Source organism: Antarcticibacterium sp. 1MA-6-2 (assembly GCF_021535135.1).
Classification (GTDB): Bacteria; Bacteroidota; Bacteroidia; order Flavobacteriales; family Flavobacteriaceae; genus Gillisia.
Genome location: NZ_CP091036.1, coordinates 2366983 through 2388718 on the forward strand (window position 1 = coordinate 2366983; position 21736 = coordinate 2388718).

Annotated in this window: 12 protein-coding genes, 2 tRNA genes and 9 pseudogenes; 8 read left to right on the forward strand and 15 right to left on the reverse strand. The window is 38.7% G+C overall.

Features of this window, described 5'->3' with window-relative positions:
- Positions 1-11 precede the first annotated feature (11 nt).
- The 3 genes and pseudogenes from LZ575_RS12050 (at position 12) to LZ575_RS12060 (ending at position 2573) form a co-directional block, all read left to right on the forward strand.
- The gene (locus LZ575_RS12050; protein ID WP_235324830.1) at positions 12-1070 is read left to right on the forward strand and encodes a 3-oxoacyl-ACP synthase III family protein; all 1059 of its coding nucleotides are present in this window, start codon (positions 12-14) and stop codon (positions 1068-1070) included.
- A gap of 1 nt (position 1071) precedes the next feature.
- A complete protein-coding gene (locus LZ575_RS12055) occupies positions 1072-1593 on the forward strand; it encodes a methyltransferase (protein ID WP_235324831.1) in 522 nt (173 codons plus the stop codon).
- 129 nt (positions 1594-1722) lie between these two features.
- Positions 1723-2573, forward strand: a pseudogene (locus tag LZ575_RS12060) (glycosyltransferase).
- On the opposite strand, the pseudogene pafA reads toward LZ575_RS12060, so the two are convergent.
- Positions 2570-4222, reverse strand: a pseudogene (gene pafA, locus LZ575_RS12065) (alkaline phosphatase PafA). The pseudogenes LZ575_RS12060 and pafA overlap by 4 nt on opposite strands.
- A gap of 112 nt (positions 4223-4334) precedes the next feature.
- Here pafA and LZ575_RS12070 point away from each other — a divergent pair.
- Positions 4335-5073, forward strand: a pseudogene (locus LZ575_RS12070) (MlaE family ABC transporter permease).
- A complete protein-coding gene (locus LZ575_RS12075) occupies positions 5073-5840 on the forward strand; it encodes an ABC transporter ATP-binding protein (RefSeq protein ID WP_235324832.1) in 768 nt (255 codons plus the stop codon). The pseudogene LZ575_RS12070 and the gene LZ575_RS12075 overlap by 1 nt, the downstream one beginning before the upstream one ends.
- 2 nt (positions 5841-5842) lie before the next feature.
- Here the strand turns inward: LZ575_RS12075 and LZ575_RS12080 are convergent, their stop codons facing one another.
- The 9 genes and pseudogenes from LZ575_RS12080 to porV form a co-directional block, all read right to left on the reverse strand.
- The gene (locus LZ575_RS12080) at positions 5843-7075 is read right to left on the reverse strand and encodes a DUF389 domain-containing protein (RefSeq protein ID WP_311195764.1); all 1233 of its coding nucleotides are present in this window, start codon (positions 7073-7075) and stop codon (positions 5843-5845) included.
- 202 nt (positions 7076-7277) lie between these two features.
- The gene (locus tag LZ575_RS12085) at positions 7278-8369 is read right to left on the reverse strand and encodes a mannose-1-phosphate guanylyltransferase (RefSeq protein ID WP_235324833.1); all 1092 of its coding nucleotides are present in this window, start codon (positions 8367-8369) and stop codon (positions 7278-7280) included.
- 12 nt (positions 8370-8381) lie between these two features.
- Positions 8382-8984, reverse strand: a pseudogene (locus LZ575_RS12090) (SprT-like domain-containing protein).
- A 170-nt stretch (positions 8985-9154) separates the two neighbouring features.
- A pseudogene (locus LZ575_RS12095) lies at positions 9155-9673 on the reverse strand (SDR family NAD(P)-dependent oxidoreductase); the annotation flags it as partial.
- Positions 9670-10581 carry a M20/M25/M40 family metallo-hydrolase gene (locus LZ575_RS12100; protein WP_235324834.1) on the reverse strand — a complete coding sequence of 304 codons (912 nt, stop codon included), beginning with the start codon at positions 10579-10581 and terminating at the stop codon, positions 9670-9672. The pseudogene LZ575_RS12095 and the gene LZ575_RS12100, both read right to left, overlap by 4 nt.
- Positions 10582-10735: 154 nt before the next feature.
- Positions 10736-12421 (reverse strand): annotated as a pseudogene (locus LZ575_RS12105) (pyruvate dehydrogenase complex dihydrolipoamide acetyltransferase).
- Between the two features lie 4 nt (positions 12422-12425).
- Complete coding sequence (pdhA, locus tag LZ575_RS12110) at positions 12426-13427, reverse strand: pyruvate dehydrogenase (acetyl-transferring) E1 component subunit alpha (protein ID WP_235324835.1); 1002 nt, start codon at positions 13425-13427, stop codon at positions 12426-12428.
- A 107-nt stretch (positions 13428-13534) separates the two neighbouring features.
- A pseudogene (gene cdd / locus LZ575_RS12115) lies at positions 13535-14019 on the reverse strand (cytidine deaminase).
- Positions 14020-14076: 57 nt separating this feature from the next.
- A pseudogene (gene porV / locus LZ575_RS12120) lies at positions 14077-15235 on the reverse strand (type IX secretion system outer membrane channel protein PorV).
- A gap of 352 nt (positions 15236-15587) precedes the next feature.
- Here porV and gldJ point away from each other — a divergent pair.
- The 3 genes from gldJ to murF all read left to right on the forward strand — a co-directional run bounded on the left by gldJ (position 15588) and on the right by murF (position 18670).
- Complete coding sequence (gldJ, locus tag LZ575_RS12125; protein WP_235324836.1) at positions 15588-17249, forward strand: gliding motility lipoprotein GldJ; 1662 nt, start codon at positions 15588-15590, stop codon at positions 17247-17249.
- A gap of 139 nt (positions 17250-17388) precedes the next feature.
- On the forward strand, positions 17389-17682 hold the full coding sequence (locus LZ575_RS23690) for a Mur ligase domain-containing protein (protein ID WP_311195765.1): 294 nt from the start codon (positions 17389-17391) through the stop codon (positions 17680-17682).
- A gap of 25 nt (positions 17683-17707) precedes the next feature.
- Complete coding sequence (gene murF / locus LZ575_RS12130; RefSeq protein WP_311196108.1) at positions 17708-18670, forward strand: UDP-N-acetylmuramoyl-tripeptide--D-alanyl-D-alanine ligase; 963 nt, start codon at positions 17708-17710, stop codon at positions 18668-18670.
- A gap of 73 nt (positions 18671-18743) precedes the next feature.
- Here the strand turns inward: murF and LZ575_RS12135 are convergent.
- The 5 genes and pseudogenes from LZ575_RS12135 to LZ575_RS12155 all read right to left on the reverse strand — a co-directional run bounded on the left by LZ575_RS12135 (position 18744) and on the right by LZ575_RS12155 (position 21735).
- A tRNA-Val gene (locus tag LZ575_RS12135) sits at positions 18744-18818 on the reverse strand.
- Positions 18819-19142: 324 nt separating this feature from the next.
- Positions 19143-19217: transfer RNA gene (locus LZ575_RS12140), tRNA-Val, on the reverse strand.
- 69 nt (positions 19218-19286) lie between these two features.
- A complete protein-coding gene (locus tag LZ575_RS12145; protein ID WP_235330724.1) occupies positions 19287-20474 on the reverse strand; it encodes a folylpolyglutamate synthase/dihydrofolate synthase family protein in 1188 nt (395 codons plus the stop codon).
- Positions 20475-20504: 30 nt separating this feature from the next.
- Positions 20505-21325, reverse strand: a pseudogene (locus tag LZ575_RS12150) (energy transducer TonB).
- Between the two features lie 11 nt (positions 21326-21336).
- Positions 21337-21735 carry a biopolymer transporter ExbD gene (locus tag LZ575_RS12155; RefSeq protein WP_235324837.1) on the reverse strand — a complete coding sequence of 133 codons (399 nt, stop codon included), beginning with the start codon at positions 21733-21735 and terminating at the stop codon, positions 21337-21339.
- Position 21736 lies beyond the last annotated feature (1 nt).

The following is a 21736-nucleotide window of genomic DNA, read 5'->3' on the forward strand; positions in this document are numbered from 1 at the left end:
ACCCCGCCTCAATGAGCATAAGAATTACGGGAATAGGCAGTTTTATTCCTAATATGAAGAGAAAGAATTCAGATTTTCTGAAACACGAATTTTTGAATGATGACGGTTCCGGTTTTCCCCATGGTAATGAGGTAACAATTGAAAAATTTAAAGCCATTACCGGGATTGAAGAAAGGAGATATCTTGAAGAAGAACTAAGCACTTCAGATATGGCTACTGTTGCTGCTCAAAAAGCAATTGAAGATGCCAAAATAGATCCTGAAACATTAGACTATCTTATCATTGCCCATAATTATGGAGATGTGAAGCACGGCAGTATCCAAAGTGATACTGTTCCCAGTATTGCTACACGTGTAAAACATAATTTAAGAATAAAAAATCCAAAATGTGTGGCATATGATGTCCTCTTTGGATGCCCGGGATGGATAGAAGCCGTGATCCAGGCACAGGCATTTATGAGATGTGGAATGGCAAAAAAATGTCTTGTAGTTGGTGCGGAAGCCCTCTCCCGGGTAGTAGATAAATACGACCGGGATTCCATGATATTTTCAGATGGAGCAGGCGCTACAGTACTTGAAGTTACAGATGAGGAAGGCGGCATTCTTGCACACGAATCGGCCACCTATGCCTATCAGGATGCACATCATATTTACTTTGGGAAATCAAACCGCCCGGAAGAACAGGACGACACCCGTTATATTAAGATGAATGGCAGGAAGATTTATGAATTTGCTCTTAGCCAGGTTCCGCAGGCTATGAAGACCTGTCTTGACAAAAGCGGCAAGACCATAGATGATGTGAAGAAAATATTTATCCATCAGGCAAATGAAAAAATGGATGATGCTATAGTCGCCCGGTTCTATAAACTACATAAAAAACCAGTCCCTCCCAGGATCACACCTATGACTATCCACGAACTAGGCAACAGCAGTGTTGCAACAGTTCCAACTTTGCTGGATTTAGTAGTGAGAGGTGAAATTAAAGACCAGGAAGTAAAAAAAGGAGATGTGGTCATTCTTGCCAGTGTAGGTGCAGGAATGAACGTAAATTCCATTATCTATCAATACTAGGATGTACGAGAAGACATATCCTAACAGGCGTTATCATAAAACCTTAGAATTTTTACACAAATCAATTCCACCTCCGGCAAATATTTTAGATCTGGGAGTAGAAAATCCTTTTTCTAAAATTATGCAGAAGGAGAATTACCAGGTTACCAATACAGGCGGGGAAGATCTTGATTTGGATACTACAGCAGTAAAATCTAAAAATTTTGAAGTTGTCACTGCTTTTGAAATTTTTGAGCACCTGGTGGCTCCATTTAATATTCTAAAAGACATTCAGGCTCCCAAGTTGGTAGCCACAGTACCTCTTAAATTATGGTTTTCCGAAGCTTATCGCTCAAAAACTGATATGCGTGATCGGCACTTCCACGAATTTGAAGACTGGCAATTTGACTGGCTCTTAGAAAAAGCGGGCTGGAAGATTAAAGATTCTGCTAAATGGACCAATCCTGTAAAAAAGATTGGAATAAGACCTGTCTTACGCAACTTTACCCCAAGATATTATGCTGTATATGCAGAAAGAACTTAAAACCGACTTATCACTGGATTACCTAAAACAACAACCTCTACTATTCCCAATTCATATAAAACAGAATTACCATTCGAAAATAGAGTCAACGAAAATTGATAATTTAGCCTTAATTATTAAGCTGAAATTTTGAGGGTATATATTGTCATTCCTGCACACAACGAAGCCGCATTCATTGCACAGACTCTATTATCTCTTGCAACACAATCCCTACTCCCCAAAAAAATTGTAGTTGTAGATGATCATTCCACAGATAACACTCCCAATATAGTATTGGAATTTACCAAAAAGTACAGCTTCATCACGCTTGTGCAAACTACATCTTCTAAAGAACATCTCCCAGGAAGTAAAGTTATAAAAGCATTTTACACAGGCCTGGAAACTCTTGATGATGATTACGATATCCTCTGTAAATTTGATGCTGACCTGGTTTTCCCAAAGAATTATCTAAATACAATTGCAGCACACTTTAAAGAAAATTCCCGTACAGGGATGGCGGGCGGATTTTGCACTATCCTGAATGAAGAGAAATATACTATTGAAAATCTTACATCAACGGACCATATTCGTGGTGCATTAAAAGCCTACCGGAAAGCCTGTTTTAAAGACATTGGAGGTTTAAAAAAATCGATGGGATGGGACACTGCAGATGAGCTACTGGCCCAGTTCCACAATTGGGGAGTAAAAACCGACCACAGCTTATTGGTAAAACATTTAAAACCTACGGGTAGCACTTATGGACAAGCCTCCAGGTACAAACAGGGAGAAGCTTTTTATAAGTTGAGGTATGGTTTTCTAATAACATTTATAGCTTCAGTCAAACTTGCACACCTCAAGAATGATTACTCCCTCGTAAGAGAATATCTTTGCTTAGCTTCCATAAAGCAAAAAAAGAAAAGCAGCCCTATCTGGTTTCAGCAGAAGAAGGCCGCTTTATAAGAAATTTGCGCTTCAAAAAAATGTTCAGAAAATTGTTTTAATTTTCTTTATCCAATATTTCAGTAAGAGGTCTCCCTGTATGAGCATTTGGAAAGGATATTCCCAGCAATGCCGAGACGGTTGGAGCAATATCTATTATTTCTGTCCGTTTTGTAGAACTTCCCTTTTTTATTCCTTTTCCGTAAAAAAGTAAAGGAGCATGAGTATCATAATTAAATCCACTTCCGTGAGTTGATCCGGTACGTGAAGAAGTGATAATTGCTTAGGTTCTAAAACTATTATTACATCGCCACTTCTCTTTTGATTAAATCCATTCTGTATAAGGGCTGCTGTACCTGAGGTAAAAGAACCGCTCTGTAGCTGAGTCCTGGTGTAGACATTACTAATTTGAGGATATTGAAGTAAGAAATGTGCAAGAGAAGTTTCAAGATCAGCCGCTTTAATATTTTCTTCTCTTAATGCTTCATAGTTGAAAAAGATTTGATAGTTAGAGATATTCTCAATAACGTCTGCGCCATCAAAATAAGTATCAATAAATTCATCTACCTTTTTTTCAAAGCTCCCGTGGTCAAAATAACCTGAGGGTATCTTTAGCGAACTAAGATAAGACGGCACATCTACTCCACCGTGATCTGATGTAAGGAACAACACATAATTACCTTCCCCCACTTTTTCGTCTAAAGCTTTAAGTAACCTTGCCAGGTCCTGATCGAGACGCAGGTAAGTATCCTGCACTTCCTTAGAATTCACACCATAGTTGTGGCCTATATAATCTGTACTTGAGAAACTTACTGTCAAGAAATCGGTATAATCATCTTTCCCCAGATCTTCACCGTCCAAAGCCGCAATTGCGAAGTCGGCTGTTATTGAATTTCCAAAGGGAGTACCTTTCAGCAGTTCATAAGGGCTATTAGGTGACGCTAATTTTTTTAAATCGTATGGAAAGGTGGTTTGACCGCTATGCCCTCCTTCTGAAAGTGTTTTTGTCGGTCCCGCTTTCGGTGTAAGTATTAATATCTCTTAAGGTATTCCACGTGGTCATATAAGAATCTGCTTTTCCTGAAGCATTGAAATCTTTTACCCATTGCGGTAACTCCTTAAGGTAGAATGTACTTGTGATCCATTTCCCTTCATTACTTCCGTGAAACCAATAAGCCGCATTTGCAGTGTGTCCTGCAGGAAGTATGGCCCCTCTGTCCTTAAGAGCAATCCCAATTGTTTTTCCATTCATTTGAGTAAACAATCGATTTTCATCAGCCACTGTTGTAGCCAGCATCCTGTGGGGAGACATTTTACCTGCGGAAGATGTGGTACCTACTAGTTCTACACTGTCGTCACCAGCACAATATACTTCCTTCTCTTCAAATTTATTGTACCAGTTATTACCAATTATTCCATGGTTCATAGGGCTGGTCTTGTGATAAACCGAAGTATGGCCAGGCCCGGTATAAGTGGGAATGTAATTAAAATGATTGTTCTTGAAATTAAATCCATTATTAATAATTCTTTTAAACCCATCCTCTTCATATTTATTCCAGAACCGGGTGAGGTAGTCATAACGCATTTGGTCTACTACTACTCCAACCACTAGTTTAGGTTTATCATCCTTAGTTCCGGGATCCTTTCCCACCTGGGCTTGTACAGTAAAAACCCAGCTGATTAAAAAAATTAGTAGGGGTGTTTTTTTCATGTCTTTAATTTTGATTAAGCCCAAATTTACTAAAACCCTCGGTTAAAGATTAATTCTTAGTTAAATACTTTCCGAGTAAAAATTACTATTTTAGCTTTACAAAAAGTCCTTAATGAGTTATTTGCATTCTATTGGTCAATACATTTTGATGATAAAGGGGATTTTTGGGCGAATGACCAAGCGCTCTGTACTTAAGGAATTGATTTTTAAAGAAATTGACCAATTGATCATAGGTTCTCTTGGTATAGTGGCCTTCCTATCTTTCTTTATTGGTGGGGTTGTAGCCTTACAAACTGCATTAAATCTTAACAATCCTCTAATCCCTAAGTCCCTGATTGCTTTTGCAGCAAGACAATCTATTATACTTGAATTCTCTCCTACTTTTATCTCCATTATTATGGCTAAGTAAAGTAGGTTCTTTTATCACTTCCAGTATAGGATCGATGCGGGTTACTGAACAAATTGACGCTTTAGAAGTAATGGGTATAAATTCCCTTAATTACCTCGTTCTTCCAAAAATTGTAGCAATGCTTACTTATCCGTTTGTTATTGCAATTTCTATGTTTCTGGGTATAGCAGGAGCTTACATATCGGCAGTATTAGGAGGCTTTGTGGGGTCTGATGTTTTTATCGCAGGCTTACAGGAAGATTTTGTGGGTTACCAGCTTTTTTACGCCTTTTTCAAAACCTTTTTATTTGCAATGATCCTTGCCACTATACCAGCTTTTCACGGCTACTACATGACAGGTGGATCACTGGAAGTTGGAAAAGCCAGTACTACCTCTTTCGTGTGGACCAGTGTAGTAATAATTATTACTAACTATGTAGTAACTCAATTACTGTTAAGCTAATGATAGAGATAAAGAATTTACATAAAAGTTTTGGCGAAGAGAAGATCCTTAAGGGAATTGATTTTGTGTTTGAAACAGGAAAAACAAATTTAATCATAGGACAATCCGGTTCGGGAAAAAGTGTTCTTCTTAAATGCATGTTAGGTCTATTTACTCCGGAAGAAGGTACAATAGAATACGACGGAAATGCTTATTCCAACTTTACAGATGAAGAAAAGCGTGCACTGCGACAGGAGATAGGAATGCTTTTCCAGGGAGGGGCACTTTTTGATTCAATGACAGTGGAAGAAAATGTAATGTTCCCTCTTAGAATGTTTACTAAACGTAAGAAGAAGAAGGATCTGCTCGAAAGAGTAGGAGAAGTTTTAGACAGAGTTAACCTCACAGACGCAGCGAAAAAATTTCCTGCAGAAATAAGTGGTGGAATGCAAAAAAGGGTGGCAATTGCGAGAGCGATAGTTAATAGACCCAAATACTTGTTTTGTGATGAACCAAACTCTGGGCTTGATCCTCATACCGCAACAATAATAGATAACTTAATTCACGAACTAACGGTTGAATACGATATTACTACAGTAGTTATCACCCACGATATGAACTCTCTGCTAGAAATAGGAGAAAATATTGCTTTTTTAAAAGACGGACTGCTCGCGTGGAAAGGTGACAAATCTCAAATCTTTAAAACTGATGACCAAACGGTGACAGATTTTGTTTATTCTTCAGATCTTTTTAAGAAGGTAAGGGAAGCACAGCAACAGGGGCTTTAATACTAGTTCTGAGATTTTACTGCAAGGGTATCTAATCCCAACCTCAATTTTAACCAGTTTTGCATTTTTTCTGTATCTGTTCTCTTTACTCTGGAAGAGACATTATTTTTCCAGTTTACATGAAAGGTGGGAACAGTATCTATTTTCGAAAAATCAGTAGAAATTTCGTTGGCAAAACTTAAATTTTCAATATTCTCATAATTGGCTTTAATTTCTTTGCTTAAATCTCTAAAAGAAAAATCTCCCTTCCTGTATTTTAATAGCTCCTTTTCCAGTAGTGAAATTCTCGCATCCTTATCCTCTATTACTTCCTGATTCTTTACATAAAGATCTTCAAGGATCCCACTCCTTACCTGTGATGAAAGTTCTGCCATGTCACCTGCGGGTGATGGTCCCTGTCGCACAATAAGGTTTGCTTCCTTTAAAGCGGTAATGTCCCCCATCTGCGTTCGCCAGGTTTCAATTGTAGCTTGTGGCACAGGGGCTCCAATAAGAAAAACCTCCAGTTCTTTATTCTGAAAATTAGCTGAAGTTCGCAGCTTTTCTGCTCCGCTAAACTGCATAACATCTGTAAAGAACAAGTTTGCCTGTGTTTCAAAAACCTGCTTCTGAAAAAGGTTATAAAACAAAACCACACTCGGCACCATAACGATTACTGCAATGGCTGAAGCTATTTGAGCAGTTCGTTTCCGTTTTTTACTATTAGCATACTTTACAAGGGGAAAGCCCAAAAATTTGGAGACCACAAAAGTAGATAGGGCAATAAAAACAGCATTAATTGAAAAGAGATATAGAGCACCCAACGCAAATTTCCAGTTTCCTATGGCCAAACCATAACCTACGGTGCACAGGGGTGGCATAAGAGCAGTAGCAATTGCAACTCCAAAGATTACACTTGCTATCGTACCGCGTTTTGTCTTGGCTACAATTAAAGCGAGACCACCAAAGATCGCGACTAAAACATCAAGAATAGTTGGATAAGTCCTAGCAACCAGCTCAGGAGTTTCTTGCTTAACAGGGGAAATTGAAAAGTAAATGAATGCCGTGAGCACACTTAACACCACCATTACACCTAGATTAATAAAGGATTTTCTCAGCGTGTCTACATCATTTATAGCAACCGATAAGCCCACGCCTACAATTGGCCCCATAAGTGGTGAGATTAACATCGCTCCTATTACCACCGCCGTACTACTTACATTAAGCCCAATGGATGCCACAAATATTGAAAACACAAGGATCCAGGCATTATGGCCTTTAAAGGAAATATCCTTTTTTACAGATTCTACCGTAGTTTCCCTGTCGGTATCACTCCGAATGTCCAGTAGTTCTTTTAAAAATACTTTGATACTTTTCCAGATGCCATTGGCGTGAGAGAATCCCAGTTCTGAATCTTTAGCTTATGGATTACTGCCAATATTATCTTTATTCTCCATTTTAACCTAAATCTTCAAATTTTTCCAGGACCCTGGCTCTAATATTTTTAATTTCCTGTTCCTTTTCCCTTGGAACTATTAATAGTACATCTTTATCATCTACCACAATAAAATCCTCCATTCCCTGAATGACCACTACTTTCGAAGAATGAGTATAAACAATATTTCCGGTCGAATTTTCAGGAATTAGCTTCGCATTGACTACAGCATTTTTGTGGCCGTCTTTTGCCAGTTGATTGTACATGGCTCCCCAGGTACCTAAATCATCCCAGTCAAAAGAAGCTGGAATAACATAAACACTATCAGACTTCTCAAGAATACCATAATCAATGGAGATGTTTTGAGCCTGCGGATAATTTTCTTTAATAAATTTATCTTCATTAGGACCGTTTAGATCTTTTTCTCCATCTATAATAAGCCTGTACATCTCCTGCAGGTGAGTTGAAAAAGAATCTATAATAAATGAGGCGCGCCAAATAAAAATGCCCGCATTCCACAGGTAGTTACCTTCCTCCAGATATTTTTTCGCGTTCCTAAGAGTGGGCTTTTCAGCAAATCGGGTTATCTTTTGCAGCCTTTCCTCCTGTGCATTATTCTCAAACTGAATGTAGCCAAAACCTGTATTAGGATTGGTTGGTCGAATTCCGAGGGTAATTAAACTATCCTCTTTGGATGCCATTTGTAGTGCAAAATTAATATCATCCAGGAATGCATCTTTTTCTGTGATCCAATGATCACTGGGTGCAACTATCATAACCGCATCTTCGTTCATCTTCCTTATTTTTAAGGCAGCTAAGAGGATACAGGGTGCCGTATTCCTCATTGCAGGTTCGAGAACGATTTGATCTTCTTTTATTTTTGGAAGTTGCTCCTTTACAATGTCCTTATAAGATTCATTAGTGAGCACAAGGATATTCTCAGGTTGCACAATATTTGAAATGCGGTTGTAGGTAAGCTGAATAAGAGTTTCTCCCGTGCCCATCATATCATGAAACTGCTTGGGATACTTAGTAGTACTAACTCTAGGCCAAAATCTTGAACCTATTCCTCCCGCCATAATAACAGCGTAGAAATTATTATTGTACGTAGTCATTTATAAAATTTTTTAACTCATTAAAAATTCAACCTGCGCATTTGGCTGAAAAAGATATACTTTTCCTGTAGAAAGCTCCACACATTCATAGAGTTTTCTGCGTTTTGGACCTTTTTTAAAAATTTTCCCATTATAAATTTTGAAAGATCCCCCTGCCTAGGTAACTCAAAAATATAATTTTTGTCATTTTCTGGATCGTATTCCTTTAAAGCCACCGAGAGTCTCGCATCTGTATCACTACTGGCGCGCGGATTTTTAAAATGCCGTGCAATTAATGGTAAAAGTCGTGCAGGAAAGATTTCAGGCCGAATAAAAGGAAGCATTAACTGCTGAAATGTAAATTTCCACTCCTGTCCATGTGGTTTTATGGCCCTCCCAAATTTTTCAAAAGCAACTAAATGTGCAATTTCATGGACCGTTGTTATTAAAAATCTATACCTGTTAAGATTTGAATTGACAGTAATTTGATGGATCCCTTCCTGTGTTCTTCTATAATCTCCATGACGCGTTACCCTTTCATTTACAATTTTAAGGTGTATCCTGTTTTCTTCTATTAAGCTGAAGATAACTAGGTACTGCATGACTGGGAAGGTATTTTTCCAGGATCTTGTTCATTCTACGTAGTACCTAGGGAGTGCTGTTTGATACCTGCAACATCTTCCCGTTATAATATCTATTTCCGGTTAAACTAAAATCTACAATATACTCTGCCATTTCTTTAGCCGAAAGGGGAGCCCTGTAACCGGGAAATGCCTCTTCCAGCATCTCCGTTTGTACAGCTCCTAAAGCAAGAACATTAAAAGCAGGCCCGGTTTCTTTATATTCTTCGGCCAGTAATTCAGTAAGAGTGATTAATGCACCTTTACTTGAGCTATATGCTGAAAGTCCTGCAAACTTAACACTACCCTGCACTCCTCCCATACTGCTAATATTAACCACATGACGGTTTTTTGCATAAAAGGTAAAACTACCTGAAGCAATCCCACCACTCCAAAAACATTCGTATTATAGATATTTTTAAACTCATCCAGTCCTGTTTTTTCAAAAGGCTTGTTAAGAACAGCTCCGGCACTATTAATAAGAATATCAACTTTTCCCGAAGCAGCTAAATGTTCCCGAACTTTCTCTAGATCAATTTCACTCGTAATGTCACAAGCCTGAACCTTTACATTTTTAAGGTCCAGTTGTTTTATTGAATCTGTATTTCGGGATAACGCCAAAACCTCGTAACCTCTTTCAGCAAAAATTTGAACCATCTCCCACCCAATACCCCGGCTGGTTCCGGTTATTACCACCTGCTTCATTTATTCAATTTGATTTCCTTCTCGGGAGTGTTAGCCATCTTTGTTAATGCCGGAATTATCTTTTCAACTAATGACGCCATATGTGCGAAATCCATTTTTTCTGACTGGTCAGAAACATGATGGTAAAACTCATAATTTGTAAAGTCAAAAGTACTTATAGTTTGCGCGGGAACTTTAAATTCCTCGTAAAAGGGGTAATTGTCGCTACGCTTAAAGAGATTATACTGCTTCGCCTCGGGTAGATAACCCAAAACTTCAGCATTAGAATATTCATTAAATTTTTGGGCCATATTTGAGTTTTCGAATCCGGTAAGATATGCCGCAAAATTCTTTCCCTGCATAGGCACCCCTATCATTTCAAGATTTACCATCGCATATAGATCCAGACCTTTCTCTTTCAAATTTGCAGCAGCATATTTTGCTCCAACTAATCCCATTTCTTCTGCTGAAAAAAGAACGAACAGGAGACTTCTTTTATTTATTTTCTTTTTTCCGAAGTATTCTGCAAGCCCCATAACAGCCACAGTTCCCGCAGCATTGTCATTAGCTCCATTGGCAATAGAATCACCATTTACTACCTTTCCCAAACCAACGTGATCGTAATGCGCCCCTAAAATGATGAATTCATCTTTAAGTTCTTTATCTGTCCCTTCTATATAGCCTATTATATTATACCCCACCTTCCCTTTAACCTCAAAAGAATCACGGTACGTTTCAAAATAGGGCTGAAGACCAGATTTTGTAAAACTTTTTTCAATAAAACTCGCTGCTTTCTCAATACCTTCAGTACCTGTTTCACGGCCTCTAAGCTCATTTGAGGCGAGATATTCAAGATTTTTTTGTAAAGAATTTTTTGAAATGTTAATTGCAGTACTAAGCAGTTTTGCTTTCCTGAATAACTCCTGCATCCTGAGTTGATTTTTGGCTAAGATTACAAGCCGAAAAACCGAGTAACAAAAGGAGAGGAACGGTTTTAAAATAGAATTTACTCATACCGCTAAAGTTAAGAAAATCCCGCAAAAGTGCGGGATTTCTAATAATTTATTACCTAAACAGGAGTGTTTAAGCAAGCATTGTGACGGGATTCTCCAGATAGCTCTTTAAGGTCTGTAGAAATGCCGCACCTATTGCTCCATCCACTGTCCTGTGATCGCATGCAAGGGTTACCTTCATCGTATTCCCAACCACAATTTGACCATTTTTAACAACAGGTTTTTCAACTATCGCCCCTACAGATAAAATTGCAGAATTAGGTTGATTGATTATACTTGTAAATTCAGTTATTCCAAACATTCCTAAATTTGAGACTGTAAAGGTACTACCTTCCATTTCCTGTGGCTGTAATTTTTTATTTCGCGCTTTCCCTGCGAGATCTTTTACCTGCGCCCCAATTTGAGTCATAGACATTTGATCTGCATATTTTAGTACTAAGCACAACAAGGCCATCTTCAACTGCTACAGCAACTCCCATATGTATATGTCTGGCAATTTTTGTAGAGTCCCCTGTCCACTGAGAATTTACTCTTGGGTGTTTGCGAAGAGCCATAGCCGAAGCTTTTATAACCATATCATTAAAAGAAACCTTTACATCTGGCAACTCATTGATTTGTACCCGGGATGCCATTGCAGTTTCCATATTCACCTCTATAGTGAGATAATAATGAGGCGCTGTAAACTTAGATTCTCCTAAACGTTTTGCAATAGTTTTGCGCATTTGAGAATTTTTAATTTCCTCAAAGCTTTCCTCTCCTGCCGGAGTATACGGTTTAACAGCAGCAGTTCCTTCTTTGGAAGCAGCCTGGGTTTGTGATTTTTCTGCTTTTTGTGATGGTTTAAAGGACTCAATGTCCTTTTTCACAATCCTGCCATTCTCTCCTGAACCTTTGACCTGTTCAAGATCGATTCCTTTGTCTTCAGCCATTTTCCTGGCGAGAGGAGAAATAAAAATTCTTCCCCCATCGGCAGTTTTTGATGTTTGCTGGTTCTCGTTATTTTCTTGTTCTGAAGTTTCTTTTTTCTCTTCTGATTTTTCTTTGGAACCTGAAGATTTTGCTTTTGATGCTGAAGGTTTAGCACCAATTCCTGAAACATCTGTTCCCTCTGGGCCAATAATGGCAAGAAGAGTATCCACTTTTGCAGTTTCACCTTCCTGAATTCCAATTTTAAGAAGAGTACCGTTATAAAAAGATTCAAATTCCATTGTAGCTTTATCGGTCTCGATCTCAGCAAGGATATCACCTTCTTCTACTTTGTCACCCTCTTTTTTAAGCCAGGAAGCAACGGTACCTTCTTCCATGGTATCGCTCAGCCTTGGCATTGTAATTACTTCAACTCCTTCAGGAATTTCTCCACCTAAGCATCTTCACTACCATCGTCATCACTGCCTGCGTCCTCATCCTTCCCGGTTTCGGGTTCAGGTTTGGAATCTGAAGTTGCTTTGGGGGAATCTTTCTTATCTTCCTTTGCGGAAGATGATCCTCCACCTTTTAGTAATCCGGAGATATCCTCTCCTTCTTCTCCAATAATGGCCAGAAGTGTATCTACAGGAGCAGTTTCACCTTCCTGTATTCCTATATGAAGCAGTGTTCCTTCGTGAAAGGATTCAAACTCCATGGTAGCTTTATCTGTTTCAATTTCAGCAAGTATATCGCCTTCTTCTACTTTATCACCTACACTTTTTAGCCATTTTGCCACAACACCTTCTTCCATAGTGTCGCTCAAACGAGGCATATTGATTACTTCTGCCATAATTTTATTCTACTTTATGTGATAAAAAAGGATAATCCTCTTGTTCGTAAACAGTATCGTACATTACGTTTTTCTCCGGATAATCTGATTCTTCAGCAAATTTTTCACATTCGCTCACGAGATCTTTTACCCTCTTATCAATTGCTTTAATCTCTTTTTCCGTTGCGTACTTATTTTCTTTTATTACATCCAGCACCTGCGTAATTGGGTCAACCTTCTGGTACTCTGCAACCTCTTCCTTAGTTCGGTATTGCTGCGCATCACTCATGGAGTGCCCACGGTACCTGTATGTTTTCAATTCAATAAAAGTAGGACCATCTCCTTTACGGGCTCTTGCAATAGCTTCATCCAAAGCCTCAGCAACTTTTACAGGATTCATAGCATCTACAGGGCCGCAGGGCATTTCATACCCATTACCTAATTTCCAAATTTCTGTACTCTTGGAAGTTCTGGCAACAGAGGTTCCCATGGCATAACCGTTGTTTTCTACACAAAACACTACTGGAAGATTCCAGTTCACTGCCATATTTAATGTTTCATGTAACGAGCCCTGACGTACAGCTCCATCACCCATAAAAGTTAAGGTTACAGCATCTCTCTCAAAATACTTATCGGCAAATGCAAGGCCTGCCCCTAAAGGTATTTGACCTCCCACTATCCCGTGACCACCATAAAAACGGTGCTCTTTTGAAAATATGTGCATAGAACCACCTAATCCCTGGGAAGTTCCTGTTCCTTTACCATATAGCTCTGCCATCACCCTTTTTGGATCAACCCCCATTCCAATTGGTTGAACGTGATTCCTGTAAGCTGTGATCATTTTATCTTTAGAAAGATCCATTGCGTGTAAAGCACCTGCTAAAATTGCTTCCTGGCCGTTATATAAATGCAGGAATCCTCGTACTTTTTGCTGAATGTAAACCTGTGCGAGCTTGTCTTCAAATTTACGCCAGAATAGCATATCCTCGTACCACTTAAGATAGGTGGCTTTGGTAATTTTCTTCATCTACAAATTAATTTTAAAGCCAGACCGTGGATTTTGGCTGACGGATAACAAAAATACTATTTTCAAAAAGAATGGAAAACAGTTTTACAACTAAAAAGAAAGATTTCTTAAAGATAAGAGTTATCAAAGATAAGTGGAAGTAGTTCTTTTAGGGAATTTGCCTTAATAACCTTCCCTGTTTCACCCATAAAAAATAATTCTATTGGGCTTTCCTGTTTCACTTCGTATTCTGCAATAGCCTGCTTAAGCAGGCTCCACAAGGTGGTATGGGAGTAACAACCCGATGGTTTAGGGATTTAGCTGAAATCGCCATCCTTAAAATCTTTTCCTCCGGATATCGTGCTCCGGCATAATATATTGCAGTACGCTCTGCACACAATCCTGAAGGATAGGAAGCATTCTCCTGATTACTGCCTATTACAACTTCACCACTTTCTATGAGTAAAGCAGCTCCTACTTTAAATTTGGAATACGGCGCATAAGCGGCATTACGCGCTTCAATGGCGGTATTCATCAAATCCTGCACATCCCCGTGCAGTTCATCAAAGGAATCGTAGATTTCAAAAGTGGAAGTAATTTCTAGAGACTTCAAATAATAAATTTATTATGTAAAAAGGCTATTCACTATAAAATTAAGATGAGCTTAGTATTAATAAGAAGAATATTGTTCCCCAAAATTAAAAGTGAGTCCAAACCTTAAAGTTCCTTCTAAAGGGCTCACCACATCAGAAGTTGAAAAGAGATATGAAATATCTATAATCACTAAGCGCATATTTAAAGCCTGCACCTAAAGCCACAAATTTTCGGGAACCTTTAGTATCACTCTCATTAAAGTAACCAGTTCTCAGCGCAAATGCTTCCCTAAAAAAGTATTCAGCTCCCAAAGACCAGGTCACCTCCCGAAGTTCTTCACCAAAACCACCGGGAGCATCTCCAAAAGATTTAAAGATACCAGAAATAGCTCCTATATTATTATATTCTTCTTCATCTGCACTGTTAATTTCCCCATCTCCATTAAAATCCTGCGGAGTAGGCACCAGAAGTTTATTAAACTCTACATAAGTACCCAGTCTATTATCTGCATCAAAAATAAAATCAAATCCGGCACCTGCTTTTAGATTGGTGGGGATGAAGTTTTCCTGCCCTACATCGTCATACTTTATTTTAGGACCAATATTGGAAATATTGGCACCCGCCCGAAATCTTCCATCAAAATTAGAAAACACAATTGATTCGGTTTGATAAAAAGCTGCCACGTCAACTCCAAACGTAGAGGCTGCAGTAGCATCTTCACTATTCACAGCAAGCTTTAGATCAGACCTTAAATACCTTCCCGCCACAGCCATAGAAAAATTATCGCTTAATCTTAATGCGTAGGAAAGGTCCAAAGTCATTTCATTCGGGCTTAATAAAAGTGGCACTTCTTCAAAACCGCCCTGAGTTTCAATAGACCCAAGACTAAAGTATCTTAAACTTGCAGCAACCGCACTCCTCTCATCCAGCCTGTTGAAATAAGTAAAATTCCCAAGAAAAATATCATTGACAATATTACTTAAATAAGGTGTATAGGAAATTCCCACCCCCTGCTGGCTCTCTGAAAAAGCAAACTTGGCAGGATTCCACTGTTGAGAAAAAGCATCGGGTGAAGTAGCCACACCCTGGTCCCCCATTCCGGCGGCCCGGGCATCGGCAGCAATAATAAGGAATGGAACAGCAGTAGTTATCACTCTATCCCTCTCATCCTGAGAGAATCCCTCAAAATTAGAAAACAAGACAAATCCCAAAACCAGAATCGTAATTTTTTTCATCACGTATATAGTATTAAACAAATATAATTTTTTATTCTTGTTAGAGAAGAGCCATCAAACGAAATTGTATCATATCTCTAAAGAAACCTCCTAATTTTACCTATTTATTTATAACTCCTTAGATACCTATATATTGTATGGGTTCCAGCTTTCCCGGGAAGTCTAAAATAATTTAAACCAGCAAGGAGGGATATCTGGTATTTTAACCAGCCCTGGCCTATAAATTCTTCCAGATTTACCCTCAAGAAAACTAGGGATTTAGAGGATTTTGCATCCTGTAAAATAATCTTGTATTTTTGCCGTTAATTACTATATTGCAAGGCCTAAATTACTACATAAAGAGAATAAAAATATGAGGACTAATGTAGCCTTTAAATCACTTTTTACTATCGCTTTAGCCGCTAGTCTTTTCAGTTGTAATTCCAACAAAGACAGTTCGCGGGCTACAGGTTGGGATATAAATTCCAAGGATGGAGGTTTCCAGTACAAGACCGATTACAAAGAGCAGGAAACCGCTCCAGGACTTGTCTTCGTAGAAGGAGGAACTTTTACCATGGGTAGAGTTCAGGATGATGTTATGCACGATTGGAACAACACTCCTACACAACAGCACGTTCAGTCCTTTTATATGGATGAAACAGAGGTTACTAACCTTATGTACATGGAGTACCTGGACTGGTTGAAAAGTGTGTTTCCTCCAAGTGAAGAAAATTACCGGAACATATACAATGGAGCAGTACCCGATACTTTAGTTTGGCGAAACCGTTTAGGTTTTAATGAAACTATGGTAATGAATTATTTACGTCACCCGGCTTATGCCAATTACCCGGTAGTAGGAGTGAACTGGATACAGGCGGTTGAATTTAGTAAATGGAGAACCAACAGGGTTAATGAATTAATTCTGGAAAGAGAAGGAATAACACAGGAAGGTGCTCGCTTTAATGTTGATGCAGCTTCCACTTTTGATACAGAAACTTATTTAAATGCCCCCAGCCAAACTTATGGAGGAAGTGAAGAAATGCTTCGTGGAGGAAATAAGGCCGATGATTTTGGAACTACACCTGTTGATGGCGGGGAAGCAAAAAATATATATGTTCAGCGTAAGGACGGAGTATTAAGTCCGGAATATAGATTACCTACCGAAGCAGAGTGGGAATATGCTGCACTTGGTCTTGTTGGAATCAGAAGTTATAATGTTTACAGAGGACGTAAAAAATATCCATGGGATGGACAGTACACAAGATCTGGGGACACAAGAAGAATGGGAGATCAACTTGCAAACTTTAAGCAGGGAGCAGGAGATTATGGCGGTATCGCAGGATGGAGTGATGACGGAGCAGATATTACTGCTGAAGTAAAAACTTATGAGCCTAATGATTTTGGACTTTATGATATGGCCGGAAACGTGGCTGAATGGGTTGCCGATGTTTACCGACCTATTGTAGATGATGAGTTTAATGACTTTAACTACTATAGAGGGAATGTCTATACCAAGAATGCTATTAGTGAAGACGGAACTGTAAAAATTGTAGCTCCAGACGGAGTAGTCTATGACACTTTAAGCAGCGGTAGAATAGTAGCACGAGAATTACCCGGACAAATTGTACAGGAAGCTATTACAGAATCTGACACCTATATGAGAACCAATTTTGATTCCAGTGATAACAGGAATTTCCGTGACGGAGACAAAAGTTCTACCCGGTATTATGCACCATTTCAGGATATAGAAAGCCCTGGAAAGAGAATGTACAACTCTCCTCAATATGGAGTTGCAACAGATAGCACAGGGAATGTAAAACCAGAATATGATGCTGCAAAACGTACTACTTTAGTAAGTGATGAAGTTAGAGTATATAAAGGGGGATCATGGAGAGACCGTGCATACTGGTTGGATCCGGCTCAAAGAAGATACTTCCCGCAGGATATGGCTACAGATTATATTGGATTTAGAAATGCTATGTCCAGAGTTGGGTCTAAGTCAAAAGAAGAAAATAAAACAGCAAGACACAATTAGGATTTAGTTTTTCTGTTTAACCTATAGACGGTTTAAAAAGAATATTTCGTTTAGCTGAATTTCAGCAATAAAGGTAATTTCCACTCCTTTAGAAACGAAGTGAACTTTTTAAACCGTTTCTTTTTAATATTTTTATTTAATGAACATTGAACAACTTCACCGCTTATTCCTGGAAAGCACCGGGGTAGCAACAGACACAAGAAGCATTAGGACCAACCAGCTTTTTTTCGCATTAAAAGGAGATAATTTTAATGGAAACTCTTTTGCTTCTCAAGCACTTCAAAAAGGCGCTTCTTATGCAATAATTGACGAGGAAGAATTTGCTAAGGATAAAGAATATATTCTTGTAGATAATGTTCTAAAAACCCTACAGGACCTGGCAACTTACCACAGGAAACAGCTCAACTTACCTATCCTGGCCATTAAGCAGTAACGGAAAAACGACGAGTAAGGAGTTAATTCACGCCGTTCTTAAAAAGAAGTTCAATACTATCGCTACAAAAGGAAACCTAAACAATCATATTGGAGTACCACTTACCTTACTTTCCCTGAACGAGAATACAGAATTCGGAATTGTTGAAATGGGAGCAAATCATCCCCTGGAGATTAAAACTTTGTGCGAAATAGCCCAACCCGATTTTGGCTACATAACCAATTTCGGGAAAGCACATCTTGAAGGATTTGGAAGCGTAGAAGGAGTTATCAAAGCCAAGAGTGAACTCTATGACTACCTGAAAGAAAATCAAAAATTGCTCTTTCTTAATGCCGATGACGAAGTTCAGAAAAAACAACTTACGTATAAGAAAGTTTTTTCGTTTGGTCAAAGTGAACTGGCAGATGTGAGAGTCGAGTATCCTTCCTGCAGTGAGAATGCCGGGGTTGAGAGTGAAAAAGTTACTTATAACAGCCTTCTTACAGGCAGCTATAATGCCATAAATATTGCAGCCGCTATCTGCATAGGTACCTATTTTAAAATTGCGCCTGAACATATTCAAAAAGCTATTGCCGCCTATTCGCCGCAGAACAACAGATCTCAAATTCTTCGAATTGGCAATATCACCTTAATTATGGATGCTTATAATGCCAACCCCACAAGTATGATGGCTGCTCTTGAAAGCTTTTCTAAACATCCGGCTAAAAATAAAGCAGTAATACTTGGTGATATGTTCGAATTAGGAAAAGACTCGGAAAAGGAGCATCAGGCTATTGTAAATCATCTGGAAAGATCCGGTTTTAAAGATATATTCTTAACTGGAAAAAATTTTTACCGTACCCAAACTTCAGCAGAAAACATAAGCAAGTTTGAATCTTTTGAGGAGCTGAAATCAGAGATAATAACAAAAGATTTAACCAATACCTTTATTCTGATTAAGGGATCCAGGGGAATGGCTTTGGAAAGGATTGTAGACTTTATAAAGTAATTTTCGACCTCTCCCTAAGAGGAATAAAATCACGTTAAATAAAAAAAGCTTCCGTCAATGGAAGCTTTTTTTGTGGGTGATACTGGGTTCGAACCAGTGACCCCTACCTTGTCGAGGTAGTGCTCTGAACCAGCTGAGCTAATCACCCGTAATTGGAAGACAAAAATATCAAAACTTTTGACATTTCACATTAAAAAAACTTTCAATTGAAAATCAATTTTAGATGATGTATAATTCAATTAAATTAGGTCAGTCTTAAACTATTTTTTGAGAAGAATTCCAAATCCATCAGCAGACTCATTTAATGTAACAATAAAGAGCTCAAGAGGTGTGAAAAATATTGAATTCTTCCTATTCAGATTAACTAATATTTTTGCTTAGTCCACAACATTCATGCTTGATCCCTCCAAAATCCAGATCCCAAACTTTTTTGCATAAAAAAAGCCTCCATTTCTGGAAGCTTTTTCTTTCGTGGGCAATGAGGGATTCGAACCCCCGACCCCCTCGGTGTAAACGAGGTGCTCTGAACCAACTGAGCTAATTGCCCGCTATCTCTTGATTGCGGATGCAAATATAGAGCACTTTTTGAATTCCACAAACTTATTTTCGAAAAAAATTAAATTATTTCAGCAACCGTAAAAGTACTACCTCCAACAAAGATAAGATCGCTTGAAGAAGCTATCTTAAGTGCCGTCTCATATGCTTTTGATACTGAAGAATATACTTCTCCTTTCAACCCAAAATTCGAAGCTTTTTCAGCTAAAACCGCTGCTTCCATTCCTCTTGGAACATCTGGCTTGCAGAAATAATATTTTGCCTCATTACTGAACAACGGCAAAATTTTTTCCAGGTCTTTATCATTTACAACTCCCATCACGATATGAAGAAGAACATATTCCTCCTCCTTAAGTTGATTCATTACCCATTGTAAACCTTCAGCATTATGAGCTGTATCACAAATTACTTTCGGAGATTCTTGTAAAACATCCCACCTGCCTCTAAGACCCGTATTTTTCTTGACATTCAGCAAACCTGTTCTTATGTTTTCTTCTGAAACAGAAAAATCTTTAGACAATGTTCTTATTGCCGTCACAACAGCCTGAATGTTCTTTTTCTGATAATTTCCTTTAAGGTCTGAATTATATGAGGCAGAAGGCTGATCTTCAGCAAAAGTGATAGGAGAATCATTTCTCTTAGCTATAGAGCGAAAAACAGGTTCGGTTTCAATTTGCTTCTCACTAATTACAACCGGAATTTTAGGTTTTATTATACCAGCTTTTTCCCCTGCAATTTCCGGAAGAGTATTACCCAACATTTGAGTATGATCAAAACCTATATTCGTAATTAACGAAAGAACGGGAGTTATTATATTAGTAGAATCTAACCTTCCCCCGAGACCTACCTCTACCACTGCAATATCTACCCCCATCGCAGCGAAATGATCAAAGGCCATTCCTACACTCATTTCAAAAAAAGAAAGCTTATGAGCCTCTAAAAACACCTTATTCCGCGTAATGAAAGCAACTACATCCTCTTCAGGAATATTGCAGCCATTAATTTTAATTCTTTCTCTATAATCTTTTAAATGAGGTGAGGTATATAAGCCAACCTTATAGCCCGATTCCTGCAGAATAGAAGCTAACATATGGCTTGTAGAACCCTTACCATTTGTTCCGGCCACGTGAATAGATCTAAATTTCTTATCGGGAGAACCTATAGCTTCAGAAAATTTTAGAATGTTGGTAAGATCTTTTTTAAAAGCATCAGCTCCAATGCGCTGATACATGGGCAACTGTTGAAACATCCACTCAACAGTTTGAGAATAATTGAACACTTATTCAGATAATTTGAAGTTGTAAACTATAGTACCCACTTGTTTGGATGGAGCTTTTGAATCGCTGTTAAACCGGGTTGCAAGAGCAGCACGACGCGCGGGATCTGTCAAACAGGCTGCATTGTTGGTAGTTCCCTTTACCCCGGGAGTTGCTTTAGTTACCTGCCCATTTTGATTAACCTCAATTTGAACAACAACAATTCCCGATTCATTGCAATCCTGTACAAATTTCTCCTTGTTTAATGCTCTACGGCCACCCAGGCGGTAATTTCCATCCCCATCAAGGCCAAGGCCGTTCCCATAATATGCACTGGCATTGGGATCACCATCCCGGCTACCTTTATCTCCGGCAGCCTGATCATTTCCTTCTCCCCCCGTTGCTGTCCCATCGCTTTTAGGACCATTAAGGATGCTACTTAATGCATCTGTGGTAGATTTCTCAGGAGTGGGATCTGGTTTTTTTGCAGGAGGAACTAGGTTTGGGCTCCACAACTTTTTCCTGTACTACTCGGTTTTTTTTCTGCTTTCTTTTCAACAACAGGAGCTTCAACAGTTTCCTGGGTAACCACTTCTTCTACAACAGGTTTGGGTTGTGAAACCTGTGGCGCAGTTGTTTGCTGGGGAGCAGATTTTACTAGCTCGGTAGGTTGAACATCCCCTGAGCCAACATCGGATGTTCCAAAATTGATTGCAATGCCACTTTCTGGTGGTGGGTCAAGATATGTCATCCCGAAGAACAATAACAATAATATAAGCAACACGTGCAGCACTACCGTGATGGTAAAAGACTTTTTCTCGTGTTTGGTGTTTAAAAAACTCACTTATATATTATTTAGTCTTGATCTGGCTTTACAGCCAATACAATTTTATATTTATTTCTGTTTGCAATGTCCATTACATTAACAGCTTTTTCAATAGGCACACCTTCTTCAGCCCTTAAAATAATAGTCGGATCTTCTTCCCCTGCCAGTCTTTGCTTCAACGTACTCTCAAGGGCAGCATTACTCACCCTGTCGCTATCAATATAAACCTGAAGATCTTTAGTAATACTTACAGATATAGATTGGACATTGGTAGTTTTACCTTTAGCCTTGGGTAAAATAAGATCCAGAGCTTCGGGAGTAATTACTAGTGAGGTAAGCATGAAAAAGATCAATAACAGGAAAACAATATCTGTCATTGAACTCATACTAAAATCTGCACTTACTTTATTTCTACTTCTTAAGTTCATA

Bases quoted from the DNA above. Each gene is read 5' to 3' on its own strand.
- LZ575_RS12050 (WP_235324830.1), top strand. From the start codon at position 12: ATGAGCATAAGAATTACGGGAATAGGCAGTTTTATTCCTAATATGAAG.
- LZ575_RS12055 (WP_235324831.1), top strand. From the start codon at position 1,072: ATGTACGAGAAGACATATCCTAACAGGCGTTATCATAAAACCTTAGAA.
- LZ575_RS12075 (WP_235324832.1), top strand. From the start codon at position 5,073: ATGATAGAGATAAAGAATTTACATAAAAGTTTTGGCGAAGAGAAGATC.
- LZ575_RS12085 (WP_235324833.1), bottom strand. From the start codon at position 8,369: ATGACTACGTACAATAATAATTTCTACGCTGTTATTATGGCGGGAGGA.
- LZ575_RS12100 (WP_235324834.1), bottom strand. From the start codon at position 10,581: ATGCAGGAGTTATTCAGGAAAGCAAAACTGCTTAGTACTGCAATTAAC.
- pdhA (WP_235324835.1), bottom strand. From the start codon at position 13,427: ATGAAGAAAATTACCAAAGCCACCTATCTTAAGTGGTACGAGGATATG.
- gldJ (WP_235324836.1), top strand. From the start codon at position 15,588: ATGAGGACTAATGTAGCCTTTAAATCACTTTTTACTATCGCTTTAGCC.
- LZ575_RS23690 (WP_311195765.1), top strand. From the start codon at position 17,389: ATGAACATTGAACAACTTCACCGCTTATTCCTGGAAAGCACCGGGGTA.
- LZ575_RS12145 (WP_235330724.1), bottom strand. From the start codon at position 20,474: ATGTTTCAACAGTTGCCCATGTATCAGCGCATTGGAGCTGATGCTTTT.
- LZ575_RS12155 (WP_235324837.1), bottom strand. From the start codon at position 21,735: ATGAACTTAAGAAGTAGAAATAAAGTAAGTGCAGATTTTAGTATGAGT.